This window comes from Flavobacterium sp. SLB02 (assembly GCF_009664855.1).
Lineage (GTDB): Bacteria > Bacteroidota > Bacteroidia > Flavobacteriales > Flavobacteriaceae > Flavobacterium.
Genome location: NZ_CP045928.1, coordinates 5216624 through 5234854 on the forward strand (window position 1 = coordinate 5216624; position 18231 = coordinate 5234854).

Genomic DNA, 18231 nt, shown 5'->3' on the forward strand with positions numbered 1-18231 from the left:
TGATTTAGATTTAAAAATCTCCAGCATGTTTTTTAATATTCCGATTTTATTTGATAAATTATTTCATTATCAAATTGACCTATTTTCTAATTAGTTCTTTTGTTTATAAGCACTTATCGTACTGTATTTTTCGATTTTATATCTTTTTTCGATTAATGAAAATACCTTGTCTTTTAAGATAAAACCTAAAACTCCGGCACCAGCAACTAATGCTAATCCGATGGTTTTGTTTCCTAAATAAAGACCAATTGCATAGAGTCCTAATGGCAATAATAATTTTGGCAAAGTCAATAACATGGCACTAACATTAAAGGCTTTTTTGTCTCCAAAAGCACCGCCGGCCGAACTTAAATCGATAGGCGTTTTTGTAAATGCTCCGCCCAGAAGTACTAAGTGAGAGTTTACCCCAATGTTATAAATGGCTCCAATAACGATAGTTAGATAAATTTCCCATCCGAAGAAAAGATAAAAGGAGGCAATTATGGTTGAAATAATGGTACCAATAACAATCAGCCACCATTTTGAAGTAATATAACCACGATACGGAATGTTTTGTGTCATCATTAATTGATAATACGAACTATCCCAACTTGGCACAAACTGACCAAAGACGAATAAAAATCCTCCCGAAACAAAGATTCCGGCAAAAATATGCATGACCTCTGGCTGATGCGTGTTTCCGAAAAATATAAAACCGTAGAACAAAAAGAAGATACTCATAAATATGGTAGTTTTTGACCTTTTGTTTCTCTTAATCAGTTTGATATCATTTTTTAGAAAGGTTCCTAAAGTTCCAAACTGATTCAGCCATGAAAGGTTTTCGGTTCTAGCGATATCTTCTTTTTTAGAAAGTCCGGCATCCAAAAACAGATTGTTTTTGAAATACTTAAAGGTAAATGCATACAATCCGGCTAATAGCAAAAGTGGAATTATAAAGAGTCCTTTTGTGGCATAAAATCCCTGAAAAACAGGTGTTGTAAATGTCGTAATATCAAATATTTTATAATATTGCGCAGCTGCCAAAGCCATAATTATTGCTATAAAAACAACAAATAATTTATCGATATTACTTAAAATAATATTCAGAAAATTGTTGATATATACTAAGGAAAATGCCGCTAAAAGCCAAAAAATAATTCCTGTAATATCATAACCTTCCATGGCTAGCACAATCGAAAAGGGAATGAAGAAAAGGGCATGAACCCAGTTAAAAAAAGACAAAGCTGTTTTGCCTAATGAGAAATGAACAATGGTTGGTTTTTTGAAAGGTAAAACCAATAATGGTTTGATATTCATTACCGGAATTGCCTGCATTAACAAGCGTACTACAAGATCAAACAAAAAATAATAAATTAGAAATTGATTGATAGTCGATAAGGGTTCGAGATTCATTTTTCGTAATACATAAAATGCTCCAACGCCCATCCCGATAAAAAGTACCGAGAAATAGACCATCAAAAAACCCATTAAAATTTTCATTGCCACATTAGTACCAAAGGATGCAGATCTGGTAAAGGCCTTCCATTCGAGATAAATAAACTTTTTAATCATGGTTATTTGGTTTTCAGTTTTGTAGTAAGAGATCAAATGTAGCTAAACGTTACAAAAAAAGTTAAAAATAATTATTTCGTGCCTGACATTTAATCTCCGTTTGCTACTTTTGCATAAAATATACAATCATGCCTTCATTCTTAAAACTTATAATTAAAGAGGTAAAACGCGAAACAAGCGACGCGGTTTCTGTACTTTTTAATGTTCCCGAAGAACTAAAACCAGACTATAAATTTATAGCCGGGCAATACATAAATTTAAAATTAACTCTTGATAATCAAGAAATTCGTCGTGCATATTCTATTTGTTCTGCACCAGAAAGCGGCGAATTGCGAATTGCAGTAAAAGCAGTAAAAAACGGTTTGTTTTCTCAATTTGCAAATACAAGACTTAAAGCCGGTGATGTTCTTGAAGTAGGTCATCCTGAAGGGGTATTTACTTTTGAACCAGATGCTGAAAGACAAAAAAATTACGCAGCTTTTGTTGCCGGAAGCGGAATAACTCCTGTTCTTTCGATCATAAAATCGGTTTTGAAAAGTGAGCCAAAAAGTTCATTTGTATTAGTTTATGGAAATAAAACGCCTGAAGAAACTATTTTTTACCAGGAATTACATGATTTGCAATTACAATATGTAGGTCGTTTTTTCGTGCATTATGTTTTTAGTCAGGCTAAAGCCGAAAATGCTTTGTTTGGAAGAATCGAAAAATCGGCAGTGAATTTTGTTCTGAACAACAAACACAAAGAATTACAATTTGATAAATTTTTCTTGTGCGGACCTGAAGAAATGATCAATACGGTTTCTGCAATTTTGAAAGAGAAAAACGTAAAAGAATCAGCGATTAAGTTTGAGCTTTTTACTTCTTCATCTCAGGAAAATGAAATAAAAGCTTCATTAGAAGGACATACAAAAATCACTGTTTTAGTAGATGATGACGAAGTTTCGTTCGAAATGTCTCAAAAACAAACGATACTAGATGCAGCTTTAAAACAAGGAATCGACGCTCCATATTCTTGTCAGGGTGGAATTTGCAGCAGCTGTCTTGCTCGTGTAACTTCAGGAAGTGCCGAAATGACTAAAAACTCCATTTTGACAGATAAAGAAATTGCTGCAGGTTTGATTTTAACGTGTCAAGCGCATCCAACATCAGAGTCTATTTATGTAGATTATGATGATGTGTAGAGGTTAAGATTCCAAAAATATTTAAATTCCAAATTCCAAACTTACAATTGGGATTTGGATTTTTTTTTGTTTGATAATTAGTAGCAATCTTTGCAAGATTGGAATTTATTTTTATGAGATCTGTACGAGAAATTTTTAAAAGCAAGCAATCTCTTTTAGATGAACCTGAAGTTGAGAAACTTGTAGAATATTGCGAAGAACTTCAGGATGAAATTGTCGAGTTTAAATATCAAAAAACGAACAATAAAGAACTGGCGATGCTAGACATGCTCAAAGAAGTTATAAAAGGCTGTAATGCCATCGAAAAAGAGCAAATGGAGCACAAACGATTTGGTTTTGAAGCTCCTAATTATGAAGCTACGATTTCGAATCTTAAAAGTTATATTTACAGCAGATGTAGAGACGAGAAAATTTGGCTCTAGTTTAGATTGTAATAAAACCAAAATATTGCTAAAATATTGCCAAATTTTTATTATATTAGAGGTGAAATTACGGTAATCGCAACCTCTTCTTTTGTGAGATTGTAGAGCTATCTCTGATTGTCAACCTAAAATTTAAATATTATGGCAATGCATCATTATCTCCGCCTCTCTTTTATTCTACTTTTTGTAATAACATCCTGCTTTTGTATTTACTTCATTATTAAAAAAAGAAGAAATCGAAAAGCACCTAAATTACTTTCGGCAGAAAAATATCGTTCATCAATGATTGATAGAATGACAGAAATATCATCTAATGACAGTTTTTTTAATATTTGGCCTTATGTGAGTGAATTAAAAGCCGCTAAAATTTTATCGAAAAAAATTAAAGAATCTGAATTGGTTCATAAAGTTTACAGAAACTCAACCGAAGATTTTGAGCACATTTTGCTCGCTACAGAAAAAGAAAATCATTTTGTAGAAGTTGTAGTCGATAGAAACAAAAAGAAAGCAATGGGATATCTTTTTCTTGATTTATAAAAAATTTAAAATCCAATAAAAAAAATTCCAAATTCCAATTGTAAAAGTTGGAATTTGGAATTTTTTTATTGAGATTTAGTCTGCTATAATTTACAAAAGACTCTGAATTTTATTTACAATCTCATCCAGAAGTATGGTTCTCATTGCATCCTGATAGCCTTCGACAATTTTGTTTCCGTAGACCGATGTTGGCAATTGCGGATATTGATTTCGATCTGAAGTTAAAGCATTTTCCATCGTTTGATTGAAAGGCAAAAATCCTGCGTACGGATGTGTTGCGCCCCAAAGCGTGATTACTTTTAAACCCAACATTGCTGCAATATGAGCATTTCCGGAATCCATAGAAAGCATTACATCGAGATTGCTAATCAATTGTAATTCTTGCTGAAATTTAATTTTTCCAGCCATATTAATTACATTTTCAAATGGTTTTGCAAATGAATCCAGAATTTCGATTTCTTTCTTTCCTCCTCCAAAAAGTAATATTTTATACTCTTTATTATCAGCCAGTTTTGCGATAACTTCCTGCATTAAATCCTGCGGATAAACCTTAGAATCATATTGTGCAAAAGGCGCAATACCAATTAATTTTGAGTTTTTATCGCCGATAATCTCGAGAATATCTGAGCTTAAAATTGCCTTTTCAGGAAATTCAGGATTAGATAAATCTAAAGGAAAACCAAGTTCTTCGAAGACTTTTGCATGTCTTTCGAACATTGTTGGCAATTGCCTGAATACTTTATTTTCGGCGCGTGTTAGCTCTTTTTTACCTTCACGACCTTTATCAACTGTGGCTCTTTTTTTTCCGCTTAAAGCGAAAAGTAAACTCACGATTTTGGATCTTAAAACATTATGAAGATCTGCAAAAGCATCAATTTTGAGCTTTTTCACATCTCGGAACAATCTCAAAAGTCCTGAAAAACCTTTGTGTCTTTCTTTTTCATCAAAAGCAAAAAAGTTTAGATTTTGGATTCCGTCAAAAAATGGCTTGAAAAACGGACGTGAAATTACGGTAATTTTTACCTCTGGATACTGTTTTACAAAGGTGCGTAAAACAGGAACCGTCATGGCGACATCTCCCATTGCGGAAAGTCTCATGACGGCTATATGCTTAATTTTACTAGACAATTTCTTTATGTTTTTTAAATTCAAGTCTTTTTCCGGTTCTGTGCTTTTAGCCCAGATTGAAATGAAAATCCCGGAGCAAAAAAAATAAAGTTTCTTGTTTAAAAAAAGCGACCAACGGAAGCTCTTTTTTGAACAATAGAAACTCTATTTTTTTGTGTCCCGATAGCTATCGGGATGAAATGGAAAGCCGGAAATAGCTCCAGTAATTATTTCTTATTTTGGTATAAAACAGGATTCAATTCGTCGTCATTGTACATTTTCATTTGTTTGTACACTTTCATGAATTTATCTCCGTTTTCAATATCAGCAAGCAAATCATCAATCGCTGTTGATAAGTCGCTTCTTTGTTCTAAAAGGATGTTTAGTTTTTCCTGACATTTATCTCTGTGTTCTTGGGAAGCCTCTGCACGAGTAGCTTCTTCATGCATATGATAAATTTTTAAAGCGAGAATAGACAATCTGTCAAAAGCCCAGGCTGGACTTTCAGAGTTGATTTTTGCACCGTCTTTTACTTTTACATCGCTGTATTTTTGTAAAAAATAACTATCGATATATTCTACCATATCTGTACGTTCCTGATTTGAGGCATCGATTCTTCTTTTTAAAGTAAGCGCTGCTACGGGATCGATTTGCGGATCACGAATAATATCTTCAAAATGCCATTGAACTGTATCAATCCAGTTTTTTAGATATAATAAATGTTCGAATTTATCCTTAGGATAAGGGTTGTTTATAGGTTGATCTACATTATCAAATTGATGATAATCTTTGATGCTTTGTTCGAAAACAGAATATGCTAATTTTGAAAACATGTGTTTATTTGTTAGAGTTACAAAGATACTTTTTATACTTTTATCGTGCGAATAAAACGATGAAATTTTCGTTATCGTACTGTAACCCATTGATAATTCTAAATTTTTATTATGAAAATCCATTATATTTCTGAAAATAATAGCGTATTAAATCATTTTTTAGGTCAAATCAGAAACATAAACGTTCAGAACGACAGTATGCGTTTTCGAAGAAATATAGAGCGAATTGGCGAAATTATGGCCTATGAGCTGAGCAAAGATTTATCGTATAAAGAGGTTGAAATTCAGACTCCGCTTGGTATTAAAAAAACAACCGAAATCGAAAGTGATTTGGTTTTATGTTCTATTCTTAGAGCCGGATTGCCGCTTCATAATGGTTTTTTGAATTACTTTGATCATGCCGAAAATAGTTTTGTTTCTGCTTGCAGATATCATCCTAATAATGATCATGAATTCGAAATTCGGGTAGAATATCAGGCCGTTTCTAACATCAATGATAAAACAGTTTTGTTGCTTGACCCAATGTTGGCCACTGGGCAGTCTATTGTGGCTGTTCATGAAAAGTTGATTCAAAACGCAACTCCAAAAGAGATTCATATTGTGGTGGTTATTGCTGCACCGGAAGGAATTGCTTTTCTTGAAAAAAGTCTTCCTGAAAACTGCCATTTATGGGTGGCTTCTCTTGATGAAAAACTAAATGAGAAAAACTACATTATTCCTGGTCTTGGTGATGCAGGTGATCTTGCTTACGGAAGTAAATTATAATTGAGAGAAATAGGTAAATAAACTACACAAAATCAGTACATAAAATACAATTTCGTTGTTTAGTTTTTGCTGCATATACTCTACGTGGCTTGCTGCCATAATGGTCAAAGGAGCAATGCTAAACAACAATAAATCGTTGCTTTTATCTGGCGAAACAATATAAACAATAGCGGCTATAAAAAAACAGGCTACAATTTTTTTGTACGAAGAATGTACAATTTGAGGTCTGTTTGACAACGTTGTTAACATTGATGTTACAAAAAACAAAGCAACTGCAACATATATAGAAAGTGCTCCGTTTTCGTAATTATTTTTGAAATAGATAATATCAAAATCGATTACGGCTCGTTTCTGAAAAAATTCTATTATATCGATATGGAATATCAGGGAGATCAATAAAAAGATTATTGAAACCGCCATAAGCGCAATAAATGGTAAAATCCAGTTTCTATAATCTCTCGAAGCATGAAAAACAATAGATATAAATACCACTACCAGGAAAAGAATACACCAAAATTGAAATAAAGCGGCTATTAAAATCCAAAAAGAGGCATCAAATATTTTTTCTTTTGATGCTTTTAAGGATTGTAGCGAAATTAATCTTCGAAGCGCTAACAGGATAAAAAAGTTAGCATAGATGACATTCGCATTATTAAAAATCGTGGGGAAAAATAATATAAACAATAAATAGAAAAGTATCGCGTAACCGTTGTCTTTACTGAGTCCGTTCTTTTTTACGATAAAATTAACCAGGAAAAAAGAGGCTAAAATAAACAGTAGTAAACTTACTTTTTGGAACGCCAAAAAATAAGAACTCACCCATGATGGATCTTTGATTTGAAAAATAAAAAAGAAAACCAGTATTAAAATTACGACCAATGAATAATTTAATGGCGTAGATTTTTTAAAAACACTTGTTATCATAAGGATATTTTATACTTTTGTGATTGTAAATATAATACTTGTTTAAAAAGGAAAACCCAACAAGTTGAAAAAAGATTCTATTATCTGAATTTTAACTTCAATGCGTTACACAACAATAAATAACATATAATTTTATAAATTATGAAAGCTTTTTTCGAAGGAATACAATACTTATTCGTTAACATTTTATTTGCTCCACTTGATGGTTTACGTCATTTAGAACTTATTACATGGTTTGGTGCTAATACTATTAACTGGATTTTTATGATTATCTGTTCTGCAGCAATCGTATATTGGATTAAACAATTACGTATTTTTGATGCTGCAGGAACTGAAAACCAAGATACAACGGCTCACTCTTTCTTAAAGTAAGTCGAAACCAATATCTTTTCTAAAATACATCTTATCAAAATTTAGTTTATCTATATTTTGGTAAGATTTTTTTATGGCCTGTTGAAAATCATCTCCGTACGATGTTACAGTCAATACACGTCCTCCATTACTAACGACATTATCGCCATCTAATTTTGTTCCTGCGTGAAAAACTATAGAATCGGTAATATTTTCTAAACCTGTAATTACTTTTCCTTTTTCGAAATCTTCAGGATATCCTCCGGAAACTACCATAATTGTAGTCGCACTTCTTGGATCTACTTCTAACTCGAAAGTATCTAATTTTTGATCTGCCACTGACTGGAACAGCTCAACCAAATCAGATTTTAATCTTGGCACAACAACTTCAGTTTCTGGATCTCCCATTCTCACGTTGTATTCAATAACGATTGGCTCGTTTTTTACATTGATTAAACCAATAAATACAAATCCTTTATATTCGATTCCGTCTTTCTGGAAACCTTCTATTGTTGGTTTTACAATACGGGTTTCGATTTTTTCCATCAAAACAGCGTCAACGTAAGGTACCGGAGAAACTGCTCCCATTCCGCCTGTATTTAATCCTGTATCTCCTTCTCCAATTCGTTTGTAGTCTTTTGCTGTTGGAAGAATTTTATAGCTTTTTCCGTCAGTTAAAACAAAACAGCTTAATTCAATTCCGTCCAGGAATTCTTCGATTACTACTTTTGAACTTGCTGCTCCAAATTTTTCGTGAACCAACATGTTTCGCAATTCAGTTTTAGCTTCTTCAAGATCCTGAATAATCAAAACTCCTTTTCCTGCTGCTAATCCGTCTGCTTTTAAAACGTACGGAGGTTGTAATGTTTCTAAGAATTCACATCCTTTTTCAACCGTTTCGGCAGTAAAACTGTCGTAAGCAGCAGTCGGGATGTTATGTTTTATCAGGAATTCTTTAGCAAACTCTTTACTTCCTTCAAGTTGAGCTCCTAATTTTGATGGTCCGATAACCGGAATATGCTGTAAACTTTCGTCGTTTTTAAAATAATCGTAAATCCCTTTTACCAAAGGATCTTCTGGCCCTACGACCACCATTTTTACATTTTCCTGAATTACAAATGCTTTTATGGCATCAAAATCTGTTGGAGGCATTGCAACGTTTGTAGCAATTGCTGCTGTTCCCGCATTTCCTGGTGCAACAAAAAGTTTTTCGCAAAGCGGACTCTGAATCATTTTCCATGCAAAAGCATGTTCTCTTCCGCCTGATCCCAATAGTAAAATTGTCATGTGTTGTTGTATTTAGTTGTGGTGCAAAAATAATTGCTTTTGTACGTAAAAAATAATTAAATCTTAAAAAGTTGTTGATTCTTCTCTGTTAGTAATTTGATAATATTATTTTTGGTGAAAAATATATCTTCAAATGATTTCTATTTTTGATATTTCGCTTCAATTAAACGGTTTTCCTATAAAGGAAGCCAAAGCTCAAATGGATAAAATCGTGAATTTATCTGAAGAAGAATATGATTTTTTTCTTGCGAATAAAAAAGAAGAAATTGTCGATTTTCATTTAAAAAACAATTCATTTTATCAAGAATTAGTAGGGAATAAAACGGATTTGAAATGGGAAAACTTACCCATTTTGAACAAACAGAATTTACAGAAACCTCTTGAAGAAAGACTTTCAAAAGGATACTCAAAAAAAAATGTATACCTCAACAAAACATCAGGATCCAGCGGAACTCCTTTTGTTTTTGCAAAGGATAAATATTCTCATGCCTTGACCTGGGCATCAAATATTATGCGTTTTGGCTGGTTTGGTATTGATTTTAATCATTCGTATCAGGCTCGTTTTTATGGTATTCCGATGGATTTTATTGGTTATCAAAAAGAACGCTTTAAAGATTTTCTGACGCATCGTTTCAGGTTTCCGGTTTTCGATTTATCTGATGCAATTCTGGAGAAATTTTTACAGAAATTCAAAACCAAAAAATTCGATTATATCAATGGTTATACCAGTTCTATCGTTTTATTTGCCAAACATTTAGAACAGAAAAACATCATTTTAAATGAAATTTGTCCCACCTTAAAAGCGTGTTTCGTTACTTCGGAAATGCTTTTTGAATCGGATAAAAAACTCTTAGAAAAACAATTCGAAATTCCGATTATTAACGAATATGGAGCATCCGAGTTAGATTTGATTGCTTTTGAAAACCCTCAACGAGAATGGCAAGTGAATGCTGAAACCCTTTTTGTTGAAATTTTAGACGAAAATAATAAAGTTCTCCCTTACGGGGAAGAAGGCCGAATTGTGATTACTTCTCTGTTTAATAAAGCGCATCCGTTTATACGATATGAAATTGGCGATATTGGAATTCTTGACGAAAAAAGTACACTACAGAAACCAATTCTTAAAAAACTAATTGGACGAACCAATGACATTGCAATTCTCCCAAGCGGAAAAAAATCTCCAGGATTAACCTTTTACTACGTAACCAAAAGCATCATTGAAGATGACGGAAATGTCAAAGAATTTATTATCAAACAAACGCAATTGGATACTTTTGAAATTGAATATGTCAGTGAAAAAGAATTAGATATCATACAAATTCAAAAAATAGAAAAAGCAATTGCTTTGTATCTTGAACCCAATTTAAATTTTATTTTTACCCAAAAAACAGTTTTAGAAAGAAGCAAAAGCGGAAAACTAAAACAATTCAAATCGTATTTATAAATACAAATAAAATCTTACATTTTTTTTTAATTAAAACTTATGGAGGATCAATCTTTACTTTCTGAAGAAACAATTTCTAACAAAATATATTTTATTCGCGGTCAAAAAGTAATGCTTGATAGTGATTTGGCTTTACTTTATGAAGTTGAAACTAAAACATTAAATGAACAGGTAAAAAGAAATTTATCTCGATTTCCAGAAGATTTTATGTTTCAACTTACTGAAATTGAGCATAATTCTCTAAGGTCGCAAATTGCGACCTTAGAGAAAGTAAGGGGTAAATATCAAAAATACCTTCCTTTTACCTTTACAGAACACGGTGTCTTAATGCTATCAAGCGTTTTAAAAAGCGATAAAGCAATTCAAACTAATATTCAGATTATACGGATTTTCACAAAAGTGAGACAAATGCTTCTCGATACAACAGAAATTAAAGTTGATATACTTCAGATTCAAAAGAAGTTAGAGAATCACGATAAGAATATTGAGTTGGTTTTTTCTTATTTAGATGAATTTACTGAAAAGAAAGAAGATGAAAATGAAAGAGTGAAAATTGGCTATAAAAAATAATCCCATACTTTTTCAAGGTCGCAAATTGCGACCTTGAAACTTGAAGTCGCAATTTGCGACTTCAAGTTTTACTGAATTCTCTAAGGTCACAAAATGTGACCTTAGAGAATGATAAATGATCAAACTAAAAATATCAACTTGACTTTCCTTACTTTTTTAAGATCAAAAATTGCTAATCCAAATTCCCTATTTGAAAATTAGCAGAGAATTGGAGGTCGCAAATTGCTACCTCCAATTCTGACAAGATCAGTTTTGATATACTCAAAAATCATTTAAACATCAAGAAAGTATCTCAATTTATCCAAATTCCGATTTAAACTTTACTTTTGCCAAAAGAAAGTTTTTAGAAAGAATCCAATCCAACTATGAAAATCACTATAATCGCTGGTGCAAGACCTAATTTTATAAAAATTGCACCAATCATTAATGCCATAAAAAGCAAGCAAAATGAAGGTGTTGCTATTTCATTTCGATTGGTTCATACTGGTCAGCACTACGATAAAAACTTAAGCGATACTTTTTTTGAAGAATTAAATATTCCGAAACCAAATGTAAATCTGGAAGTAAAAAGTGGCTCTCAGGCAGAACAAACCGCTGCGATTATGATTGCTTTTGAAAAAGAATTACTTCAAAATCCTTGCGATTTGGTTTTAGTTGTTGGAGATGTCAATTCGACTATGGCGTGTTCGATTGTGGCCAAAAAATGCAACAAAAAAGTAGCGCATATCGAAGCCGGAATACGTTCAGGCGATTTAACAATGCCAGAAGAAATCAACAGAATGTTGACCGATAGTATTACCGATTACTTTTTTACTACCTCAGCTTCTGCCTCAGAAAATTTGCTAAAATTGGGTTCAGATCCTGAAAATGTACATTTTGTGGGTAACGTCATGATTGATACTTTATACCAAAATATCGATAGAATATTTGCGCCGGATTTTTGGGAAGAAAATCAATTAAACGAAAAAAATTATATCATTCTAACCTTACATCGCCCCGGAAATGTTGATGAAGTTTCATCACTTCTTGAGCTTCTTCACGGAATTGATGATTTAGTTACTGACAAAAAAATACTGTTCCCGATTCATCCACGAACGCAGGCGATTTTGAGTGAAAGCGAGACCAAATTCAAAAACATCATTTTTGTTTCACCGCAAAGTTATTTGAATTTTATGTATTTGATTAAAAATAGTTTTGCTGTTATTACCGATAGCGGAGGAATTTCGGAAGAAACAACCGTTATGGGAATTCCATGTTTTACGATGCGAAATAATACGGAAAGACCTGAAACAGAATCTATTGGTTCTAATACTATTGTGGGAACTTCATTAGAAAATTTACAAAAAATTTTTGGTCTGTTCTTGAAAAATGGGCCACGAAAAAGTGGCATTCCTGAATTATGGGACGGAAAAGCATCAGAAAGAATTATTTCAATTTTATTGGATAAAAAATAATGAAGGACATTTTAATCATATCCAATTATTATCCGCCGGAAAAAGGTGCTGCAGCTAATAGAATTGAACAACTGGCTTTAAAACTGAATCAAAACGGATATGAAGTTTCGGTGATTTCTCCGTTGCCAAATTATCCAAAAGGGGAATTGTTCCCAGAATATAAAGGCCGATTTTCGGTTACTGAGAAAATTCAGAATATCACGCTAAAACGTCTTTGGATTTATCCTAGTAATAGTTCAAATATCTTTAAACGAATTGTTTCGACATTATCATTCTCAACGACTTTATTTTTTTATTTGCTGTTTGCCACAACGCCTAAAAAAGTTATTGTACAATCACCTCCATTGTTGCTTTCTTTTATTTCTGTTTTTACACTTTGGCTTAAACGCAAAACCATAATTCTTAATGTTTCTGATCTTTGGCCAACTGCTGCTATTGAACTTCAGGTACTAAAGAAAAATAGTATTTCACATAAAATCCTGCTTTTTATTGAACGTTTTATTTATAAAAAAGCAACACATATCTTTGGGCAATCGAATGAAATAATTGAACATATCAATTCTATTTTTCCAGAAAAAAAATGCTTTTTATACCGGAATTATCCGGATCATTTTACTGAGGATTTCCTTGAAGAAAAAGACAATTCACGCGAACCAATTAAGTTGTTTTATGCTGGTTTGCTTGGTGTTGCACAAGGTGTTTTTGACCTTATTCAGCAATTAAATTTAGAGAATTTAAATATCGAATTGCATATTTTTGGTGATGGCGCAGAGAAAAATCAAATTGTCAATTATCTCAGCCAAAATCCAACTAAAAAAATAATTTTCCATGGAATGTTGGAACGAAATGTTCTGCATGAAACTTTAAAGGATCAAGACATTGCCCTTGTTCCGCTTAAAACGAGAATTTACGGTTCTGTTCCTTCAAAAATATTTGAATACAGTGCTTTGGGATTTCCTGTTTTTTATTTTGGTGGTGGTGAAGGAGAAAATATTGTGGAAGAAAATAATCTGGGTTGGGTTGTTCCTGTTGAAGATTTTAAGCAATTAAATTCTACTTTACTACAAATTTCTGAATTAGGAAAAGGTGAAATTCAAAAGATGAAAAAGGATATTTTTCTTCATGCAAAAAGTCATTTTAATCTGGATCAGCAAATGAAAGAACTGATTGAAAATAATGCTTTTTAGCCAACTTCAATAAAATGAAAACGGGCAAATATCGAATTAATATTTGCCCGTTTTTTTATTTGATATAACTAGAAAAATCTTTGTGTTCTTCTTTTGAAAGTTCTTCTTTAGAAAGTGACCTGAAATAATCATATGTAATCTTCATTCCTTCAGAGCGGCTTACTTTTGCTTCCCAACCTAATAGCTCTTTTGCTTTTGTGGTGTCTGGCTGGCGTTGTAAGGGGTCATTTATTGGTAAAGGATGAAAGACTACCTTTTGATTCGTTCCGGTTAATTTAATGATCTCTTCTGCAAAATCTTTAATGGTGATTTCATCCGGATTTCCAATATTTACCGGATACACATAATCTGAATGCAATAACCTGAAAATACCTTCCACCTGATCATCTACATAACAGAAAGAACGTGTTTGCATTCCGTCTCCAAAAATGGTTAAATCTTCTCCACGTAACGCCTGACCAATGAAAGCCGGAATTACACGTCCGTCGTTTAAGCGCATTCTTGGCCCGTAAGTATTAAAAATACGTACGATTCTTGTTTCTACTCCGTGAAAAGTATGGTACGCCATTGTTATCGATTCCTGAAAACGTTTTGCTTCGTCATAAACACCTCGTGGTCCTATTGTATTTACGTTTCCGTAATATTCTTCGGTTTGTGGGTGAACTAATGGATCTCCGTAAACCTCGGATGTTGAAGCAATCAAAATTCTGGCATTTTTAACTCTTGCTAATCCTAATAAATTATGTGTTCCTAAAGATCCTACTTTTAAAGTCTGAATTGGAATTTTTAAATAATCTATCGGACTTGCCGGTGAAGCAAAATGTAAAATATAATCTAAATCACCAGGAATGTGAACAAACTTGGTGATATCATGATGGTAAAATTCGAAATGTTCTAACTTAAATAAATGTTCTATGTTTTTAAGATCTCCCGTAATCAGATTATCCATCCCGATAACATAATATCCTTCTTTAATGAATCTGTCGCACAAATGCGATCCTAAAAATCCTGCTGCTCCGGTAATAAGTATTCTTTTCATATTTGGTTTTATTGAACATTTTAAGGGGTTTGTTTTTCTACTAAAAGCCCCATGAAACAGCTACAAATGTAATAAAATATCTGGCCTTTTAAATTAGACCTAAGCTCATATCTTGAAAGAAGTTTTTAATTTTCAGATTATAATTAAGCTTATTTATCTATTTTTACTCTCAATTAAATTCTCTGTTTTGAAAGTTGTACACATTATAGAAGCTCTTGGTGGAGGAGTTTATACGTATTTTAGAGATTTATCAACTTTCTTTGGTGATGATGAAATAAACAAAAAGATAGAAACTACTATCATATACAGTAGCAATCGAAAAGAAATTGATCCTCAGAAAATAAAGTCCGAATTTTCAAATGGAGTCAATCTCATCCACATTAATATGGTTCGTGAGTTTTCTCCGCTTCAGGATTTAAAATCGGTTTATGAATTAAGAAAAGAGCTTAAAAGAATAAATCCAGATGTAATTCATCTTCATTCCTCAAAAGCCGGGGTTTTAGGGCGTGTTGCTTATTTCTTATTACTCAAAAAAAAGAAACTTTATTATAGTCCTCACGGCTTTTCTTTTCTTAGAACAGATATTTCAGAATCAGTTCAAAAATTGTATAAAATAATAGAACAAAGTTTTCAAACTCTATTTGGCGGTACAACAATTGCGTGTGGAGATACTGAATTTGAAATTGCACAAAAATTTGGAAACTCAAAGTTAATTCGAAATGGAATTGATATTAACGATATTAGAAAATATTGTTTTGAAAATGAAAATAAAAAACTTACAATTGGAATTTTAGGTAGAATTACATTTCAAAAAAATCCTGAGCATTTTAATAAAATTGCCTTGAATTTTCCTGAATTCAATTTTGTATGGATTGGTGATGGGGAATTAAAATCTTCAATTACCGCTCCAAATATTCGAGTTACTGGCTGGCTTTTTGATCATGAACTGGTTTTAAAAGAACTCAATAATATTGATATTTATCTACAAACTTCTTTGTGGGAAGGTTTACCAATAGCCATATTGGAAGCAATGGCTTTAGAAAAACCTGTTATTGCTACCAATATAATTGGCAATAAAGATATTGTGATTCATAATGAAACAGGATTTCTATTTGATGAAATTTCAGAACTGGAACCGTATTTTCAAATCCTGAGCAATTCTGTAAATCGAAATTTTTTTGCTAAAAAAGCTTTTGAGAGATGTGTAGACTTATTCGATAAAAATAAAAATTTTGAAGAACTAATCACTATTTACAAGAGCTGATTTTTGTTGCATCCAATAACTTGAAAAAATGGACAACCAAAACCCGCTGAAAGCAATTCCATCAAAACGAAGCAAAAAATCATCCATTAGATTTGATGTAAAAAAGATAATGAAAAATGAAATTATAACAGCATTCTTTAGATCAAATCCCAAATATCCAATTATAGAAATATAAAAGAGTACCACCAAAGGTCCGAGAATTCCAAACTTCAATAAAAAATCAAAAAATTGATTATGAGTAGGAAATTCATATTTAGCCAAAAACTGCTGATTGGTTTCTTTATAGTATTTATTTAATTCATTTTTTCCATCGGAAGCGCCTACTCCAAAAGGGAGATTTTTTAATGACAATTCCCAGGCAGATTTCCATATAGAAACTCTGGTAACTAAAGAATTAAATACTTTAACCTCTGGATGATCGATCTCATCAAGCTTACCCACTTTATCCATATAAGCAAAGCTAACGCTTGAATACTTTTCTTTCATGTATGGATCTTTTTGAACAAATAAAAACAAAACGGTAATTAATAAAATAAATACTGGCAAACTTTTTAAAGCTACTTTTTTAAAATTATCCAGCTTCACTGCATAAAAAAGAATGATCAAAAGTCCTATAAAAACATTTATTAAGGCCAATCTGGTATTAACAAACAATACAAAGAAAAAAGAAAATATAAAAATTATTATTCTTATTACTTTGAGTGTAAATTTTTCATGATCTTTAAAACTCTTAATTAGAAAATAAAAAGCAGAAACGCTTACAAAAGCCAGATGCATATTTAACGCCGGAGCATGAATTCCTAAACTATTCCCAAATTGATATCCCATTTCCCATAAATGGATACCATTCAAATATTTATGCATTAATTCTGGAAACAAAACATTGAATCGAATGAAGAAAAAAAGCAAAACCAAAGTTGTGCCGAAAACATAAACTTGTAATAACTTCAAAAAATTTACCTGCTGAAAATTTCCAATTATAAACAATGGAAAAATTACTAACGAAGTGCTTTTTTCTATTGCTTTTAATCCTTTTGCAAAAGAATCATTATTCCAGAAAAGCACTAATTCAAGTATTACCGGAGTTGCAATACAGGTCATCAAAATCAATATATTTTTTGTGTAATGCAGCTTTTTAAAAAAAATTAAATTGAAAACTGAAAATACTACAATCACTATTGAGCATGGTTTTCTAAAGATCATCAAAATGGCAATCAAACACAAAAAAAGATGGAAGATTCTATTGAAGTTCTTTTCGGAAATGTTCATGATATAATGCAAAATAAATTAGTGGAAAAATACCTATTTTATGTCTCATTGCCGAGCCTAAATCGGGTTCAAAGACTCCCTGGGTAATAAAAAATGAAAATAATATAAAAAAAATGAAAAGTTCGTATTTATAATATTCTCTCTGTTTTACGCATTTAGCAAAACGAACCAATAAGATGTAAAAAAGTAAAAGCTGCCAAATTACAAATAAGACGATTTGAGGAGATAAAATATGTTTTAAACCATTTATTGGAATATTTACTGTAAAAAAACCATAAAAAATGGCAATTATTTCTCCGTACCAAGTATCAGGTTTTAAAGGTGGCGTGATCATAGAATTTGCATCTGGTGAACCTATGCGCTCTTTATTAACCACCTCACGGCTCATTTCAGAAAAATATTCTCCTTTTAAAATGCCATAACTCAATGATAAAAAAAAGACAATCAATAATCCGTAAAAAATTGTTGATACAGTTTTATTTTTAAAATTAATAAAACTTATAAAATACATACCTCCGGCAATTATAGGGATTAAAGCAAAATAAGGTCGGTATAAAGCTCCGAAAAGTATAAAAAGGAATACGGACAAAAGAACCGTTTTTTGAAAGGAATACGGCTTGTTTTTACACAAAAATATAATTGAAGAAATGAATAAAAAAGTAATAAATTCTTTTGAAGGCATTGCTATAAAAATAGCAATCATAAAAATCCCCAAATAGACAATAGCATTTTTTACATTTATTTTTCCGAAAGAATTCGGAATTCCTATTTTATACAAAACATACATTAAAATAGGAAACTGTATAAGTGAAATTAAAGGAAAAGGAAGATAGCGGAGACCCGTAACTTTATAAAACAAAATAGTTAATGGATAACTACCTAAGTACCCTATTTCATTGTATTTATCATAAATTATTATCGCTGAATCATAAAAGAATTTTGGTGGCAAAACAAAAAAAGTACTAAATGCAACCACCAAATTGGCCATCGCTATTAATAAAAATGCTGCTGTACTTTTTTTAATCTTGATTTGCATATTAAAATTG

At 31.8% G+C, this 18231-nt stretch carries 18 protein-coding genes; 10 read left to right on the forward strand and 8 right to left on the reverse strand.

All coding sequences use genetic code 11. The annotated features are described in order from the left end of the window. Positions 1 to 90: 90 nt before the first annotated feature. A complete protein-coding gene (locus GIY83_RS19640; RefSeq protein WP_208683017.1) occupies positions 91 to 1551 on the reverse strand; it encodes a DUF5687 family protein in 1461 nt (486 codons plus the stop codon). A gap of 128 nt (positions 1552 to 1679) precedes the next feature. Between GIY83_RS19640 and GIY83_RS19645 the strand changes: the two genes are divergently transcribed. The 3 genes from GIY83_RS19645 to GIY83_RS24985 all read left to right on the forward strand — a co-directional run bounded on the left by GIY83_RS19645 (position 1680) and on the right by GIY83_RS24985 (position 3691). After that, on the forward strand, positions 1680 to 2732 hold the full coding sequence (locus GIY83_RS19645) for a ferredoxin--NADP reductase (protein WP_194615031.1): 1053 nt from the start codon (positions 1680 to 1682) through the stop codon (positions 2730 to 2732). Positions 2733 to 2845: 113 nt separating this feature from the next. Further along, on the forward strand, positions 2846 to 3154 hold the full coding sequence (locus GIY83_RS19650; protein WP_208683018.1) for a hypothetical protein: 309 nt from the start codon (positions 2846 to 2848) through the stop codon (positions 3152 to 3154). Between the two features lie 294 nt (positions 3155 to 3448). After that, complete coding sequence (locus GIY83_RS24985; RefSeq protein WP_228520342.1) at positions 3449 to 3691, forward strand: hypothetical protein; 243 nt, start codon at positions 3449 to 3451, stop codon at positions 3689 to 3691. 90 nt (positions 3692 to 3781) lie between these two features. Here GIY83_RS24985 and GIY83_RS19660 read toward each other — a convergent pair whose 3' ends face one another. Then, on the reverse strand, positions 3782 to 4789 hold the full coding sequence (locus tag GIY83_RS19660) for a glycosyltransferase family 9 protein (RefSeq protein WP_208683020.1): 1008 nt from the start codon (positions 4787 to 4789) through the stop codon (positions 3782 to 3784). A 236-nt stretch (positions 4790 to 5025) separates the two neighbouring features. Further along, positions 5026 to 5631 (reverse strand): DUF4254 domain-containing protein, encoded by a 606-nt coding sequence (locus GIY83_RS19665; RefSeq protein WP_194615027.1) that lies wholly within the window; start codon positions 5629 to 5631, stop codon positions 5026 to 5028. A 111-nt stretch (positions 5632 to 5742) separates the two neighbouring features. Here GIY83_RS19665 and upp point away from each other — a divergent pair, with 111 nt between their 5' ends. Next, positions 5743 to 6396 carry a uracil phosphoribosyltransferase gene (upp, locus tag GIY83_RS19670; protein WP_194615026.1) on the forward strand — a complete coding sequence of 218 codons (654 nt, stop codon included), beginning with the start codon at positions 5743 to 5745 and terminating at the stop codon, positions 6394 to 6396. Here the strand turns inward: upp and GIY83_RS19675 are convergent. Then, positions 6391 to 7320 (reverse strand): DUF6427 family protein, encoded by a 930-nt coding sequence (locus GIY83_RS19675; RefSeq protein ID WP_194615025.1) that lies wholly within the window; start codon positions 7318 to 7320, stop codon positions 6391 to 6393. The two genes, upp and GIY83_RS19675, sit on opposite strands and share 6 nt — an antisense overlap. Before the next feature lie 141 nt (positions 7321 to 7461). Between GIY83_RS19675 and GIY83_RS19680 the strand changes: the two genes are divergently transcribed. Further along, positions 7462 to 7692 (forward strand): uracil phosphoribosyltransferase, encoded by a 231-nt coding sequence (locus GIY83_RS19680; RefSeq protein WP_194615024.1) that lies wholly within the window; start codon positions 7462 to 7464, stop codon positions 7690 to 7692. On the opposite strand, the gene purD is transcribed toward GIY83_RS19680, so the two are convergent. After that, positions 7684 to 8958, reverse strand: coding sequence for a phosphoribosylamine--glycine ligase (gene purD, locus GIY83_RS19685; RefSeq protein ID WP_208683023.1), 1275 nt, complete (start codon positions 8956 to 8958; stop codon positions 7684 to 7686). The genes GIY83_RS19680 and purD overlap by 9 nt on opposite strands. A 133-nt stretch (positions 8959 to 9091) precedes the next feature. Between purD and GIY83_RS19690 the strand changes: the two genes are divergently transcribed. The 4 genes from GIY83_RS19690 to GIY83_RS19705 all read left to right on the forward strand — a co-directional run bounded on the left by GIY83_RS19690 (position 9092) and on the right by GIY83_RS19705 (position 13613). Then, positions 9092 to 10402 carry a phenylacetate--CoA ligase family protein gene (locus GIY83_RS19690; RefSeq protein WP_194615022.1) on the forward strand — a complete coding sequence of 437 codons (1311 nt, stop codon included), beginning with the start codon at positions 9092 to 9094 and terminating at the stop codon, positions 10400 to 10402. 39 nt (positions 10403 to 10441) lie between these two features. Then, the gene (locus tag GIY83_RS19695) at positions 10442 to 10972 is read left to right on the forward strand and encodes an ORF6N domain-containing protein (protein ID WP_194615021.1); all 531 of its coding nucleotides are present in this window, start codon (positions 10442 to 10444) and stop codon (positions 10970 to 10972) included. Positions 10973 to 11337: 365 nt separating this feature from the next. After that, positions 11338 to 12426 carry a non-hydrolyzing UDP-N-acetylglucosamine 2-epimerase gene (wecB, locus tag GIY83_RS19700; RefSeq protein WP_194615020.1) on the forward strand — a complete coding sequence of 363 codons (1089 nt, stop codon included), beginning with the start codon at positions 11338 to 11340 and terminating at the stop codon, positions 12424 to 12426. Next, positions 12426 to 13613: a glycosyltransferase family 4 protein gene (locus GIY83_RS19705; RefSeq protein ID WP_194615019.1), complete on the forward strand. Its 1188-nt coding sequence runs from the start codon at positions 12426 to 12428 to the stop codon at positions 13611 to 13613. Before wecB ends, GIY83_RS19705 begins: the two co-directional genes overlap by 1 nt. 55 nt (positions 13614 to 13668) lie before the next feature. On the opposite strand, the gene GIY83_RS19710 is transcribed toward GIY83_RS19705, so the two are convergent. Beyond that, on the reverse strand, positions 13669 to 14652 hold the full coding sequence (locus tag GIY83_RS19710) for a UDP-glucuronic acid decarboxylase family protein (protein WP_194615018.1): 984 nt from the start codon (positions 14650 to 14652) through the stop codon (positions 13669 to 13671). 187 nt (positions 14653 to 14839) lie between these two features. Between GIY83_RS19710 and GIY83_RS19715 the strand changes: the two genes are divergently transcribed. Continuing rightward, entirely contained in the window at positions 14840 to 15916 is a 1077-nt protein-coding gene (locus GIY83_RS19715) for a glycosyltransferase (protein WP_194615017.1), read from the forward strand. On the opposite strand, the gene GIY83_RS19720 is transcribed toward GIY83_RS19715, so the two are convergent. Beyond that, the gene (locus GIY83_RS19720) at positions 15893 to 17017 is read right to left on the reverse strand and encodes an O-antigen ligase (RefSeq protein ID WP_228520341.1); all 1125 of its coding nucleotides are present in this window, start codon (positions 17015 to 17017) and stop codon (positions 15893 to 15895) included. The genes GIY83_RS19715 and GIY83_RS19720 overlap by 24 nt on opposite strands. Positions 17018 to 17156: 139 nt before the next feature. Further along, positions 17157 to 18221: a hypothetical protein gene (locus GIY83_RS19725; protein ID WP_208683025.1), complete on the reverse strand. Its 1065-nt coding sequence runs from the start codon at positions 18219 to 18221 to the stop codon at positions 17157 to 17159. Positions 18222 to 18231: the final 10 nt, after the last annotated feature.

Excerpts from the sequence above, each read along its gene's own strand:
- GIY83_RS19640 (WP_208683017.1), bottom strand. The coding sequence starts at position 1,551 with ATGATTAAAAAGTTTATTTATCTCGAATGGAAGGCCTTTACCAGATCT.
- GIY83_RS19645 (WP_194615031.1), top strand. The coding sequence starts at position 1,680 with ATGCCTTCATTCTTAAAACTTATAATTAAAGAGGTAAAACGCGAAACA.
- GIY83_RS19650 (WP_208683018.1), top strand. The coding sequence starts at position 2,846 with ATGAGATCTGTACGAGAAATTTTTAAAAGCAAGCAATCTCTTTTAGAT.
- GIY83_RS24985 (WP_228520342.1), top strand. The coding sequence starts at position 3,449 with ATGACAGAAATATCATCTAATGACAGTTTTTTTAATATTTGGCCTTAT.
- GIY83_RS19660 (WP_208683020.1), bottom strand. The coding sequence starts at position 4,789 with ATGAGACTTTCCGCAATGGGAGATGTCGCCATGACGGTTCCTGTTTTA.
- GIY83_RS19665 (WP_194615027.1), bottom strand. The coding sequence starts at position 5,631 with ATGTTTTCAAAATTAGCATATTCTGTTTTCGAACAAAGCATCAAAGAT.
- upp (WP_194615026.1), top strand. The coding sequence starts at position 5,743 with ATGAAAATCCATTATATTTCTGAAAATAATAGCGTATTAAATCATTTT.
- GIY83_RS19675 (WP_194615025.1), bottom strand. The coding sequence starts at position 7,320 with ATGATAACAAGTGTTTTTAAAAAATCTACGCCATTAAATTATTCATTG.
- GIY83_RS19680 (WP_194615024.1), top strand. The coding sequence starts at position 7,462 with ATGAAAGCTTTTTTCGAAGGAATACAATACTTATTCGTTAACATTTTA.
- purD (WP_208683023.1), bottom strand. The coding sequence starts at position 8,958 with ATGACAATTTTACTATTGGGATCAGGCGGAAGAGAACATGCTTTTGCA.
- GIY83_RS19690 (WP_194615022.1), top strand. The coding sequence starts at position 9,092 with ATGATTTCTATTTTTGATATTTCGCTTCAATTAAACGGTTTTCCTATA.
- GIY83_RS19695 (WP_194615021.1), top strand. The coding sequence starts at position 10,442 with ATGGAGGATCAATCTTTACTTTCTGAAGAAACAATTTCTAACAAAATA.
- wecB (WP_194615020.1), top strand. The coding sequence starts at position 11,338 with ATGAAAATCACTATAATCGCTGGTGCAAGACCTAATTTTATAAAAATT.
- GIY83_RS19705 (WP_194615019.1), top strand. The coding sequence starts at position 12,426 with ATGAAGGACATTTTAATCATATCCAATTATTATCCGCCGGAAAAAGGT.
- GIY83_RS19710 (WP_194615018.1), bottom strand. The coding sequence starts at position 14,652 with ATGAAAAGAATACTTATTACCGGAGCAGCAGGATTTTTAGGATCGCAT.
- GIY83_RS19720 (WP_228520341.1), bottom strand. The coding sequence starts at position 17,017 with ATGACCTGTATTGCAACTCCGGTAATACTTGAATTAGTGCTTTTCTGG.
- GIY83_RS19725 (WP_208683025.1), bottom strand. The coding sequence starts at position 18,221 with ATGCAAATCAAGATTAAAAAAAGTACAGCAGCATTTTTATTAATAGCG.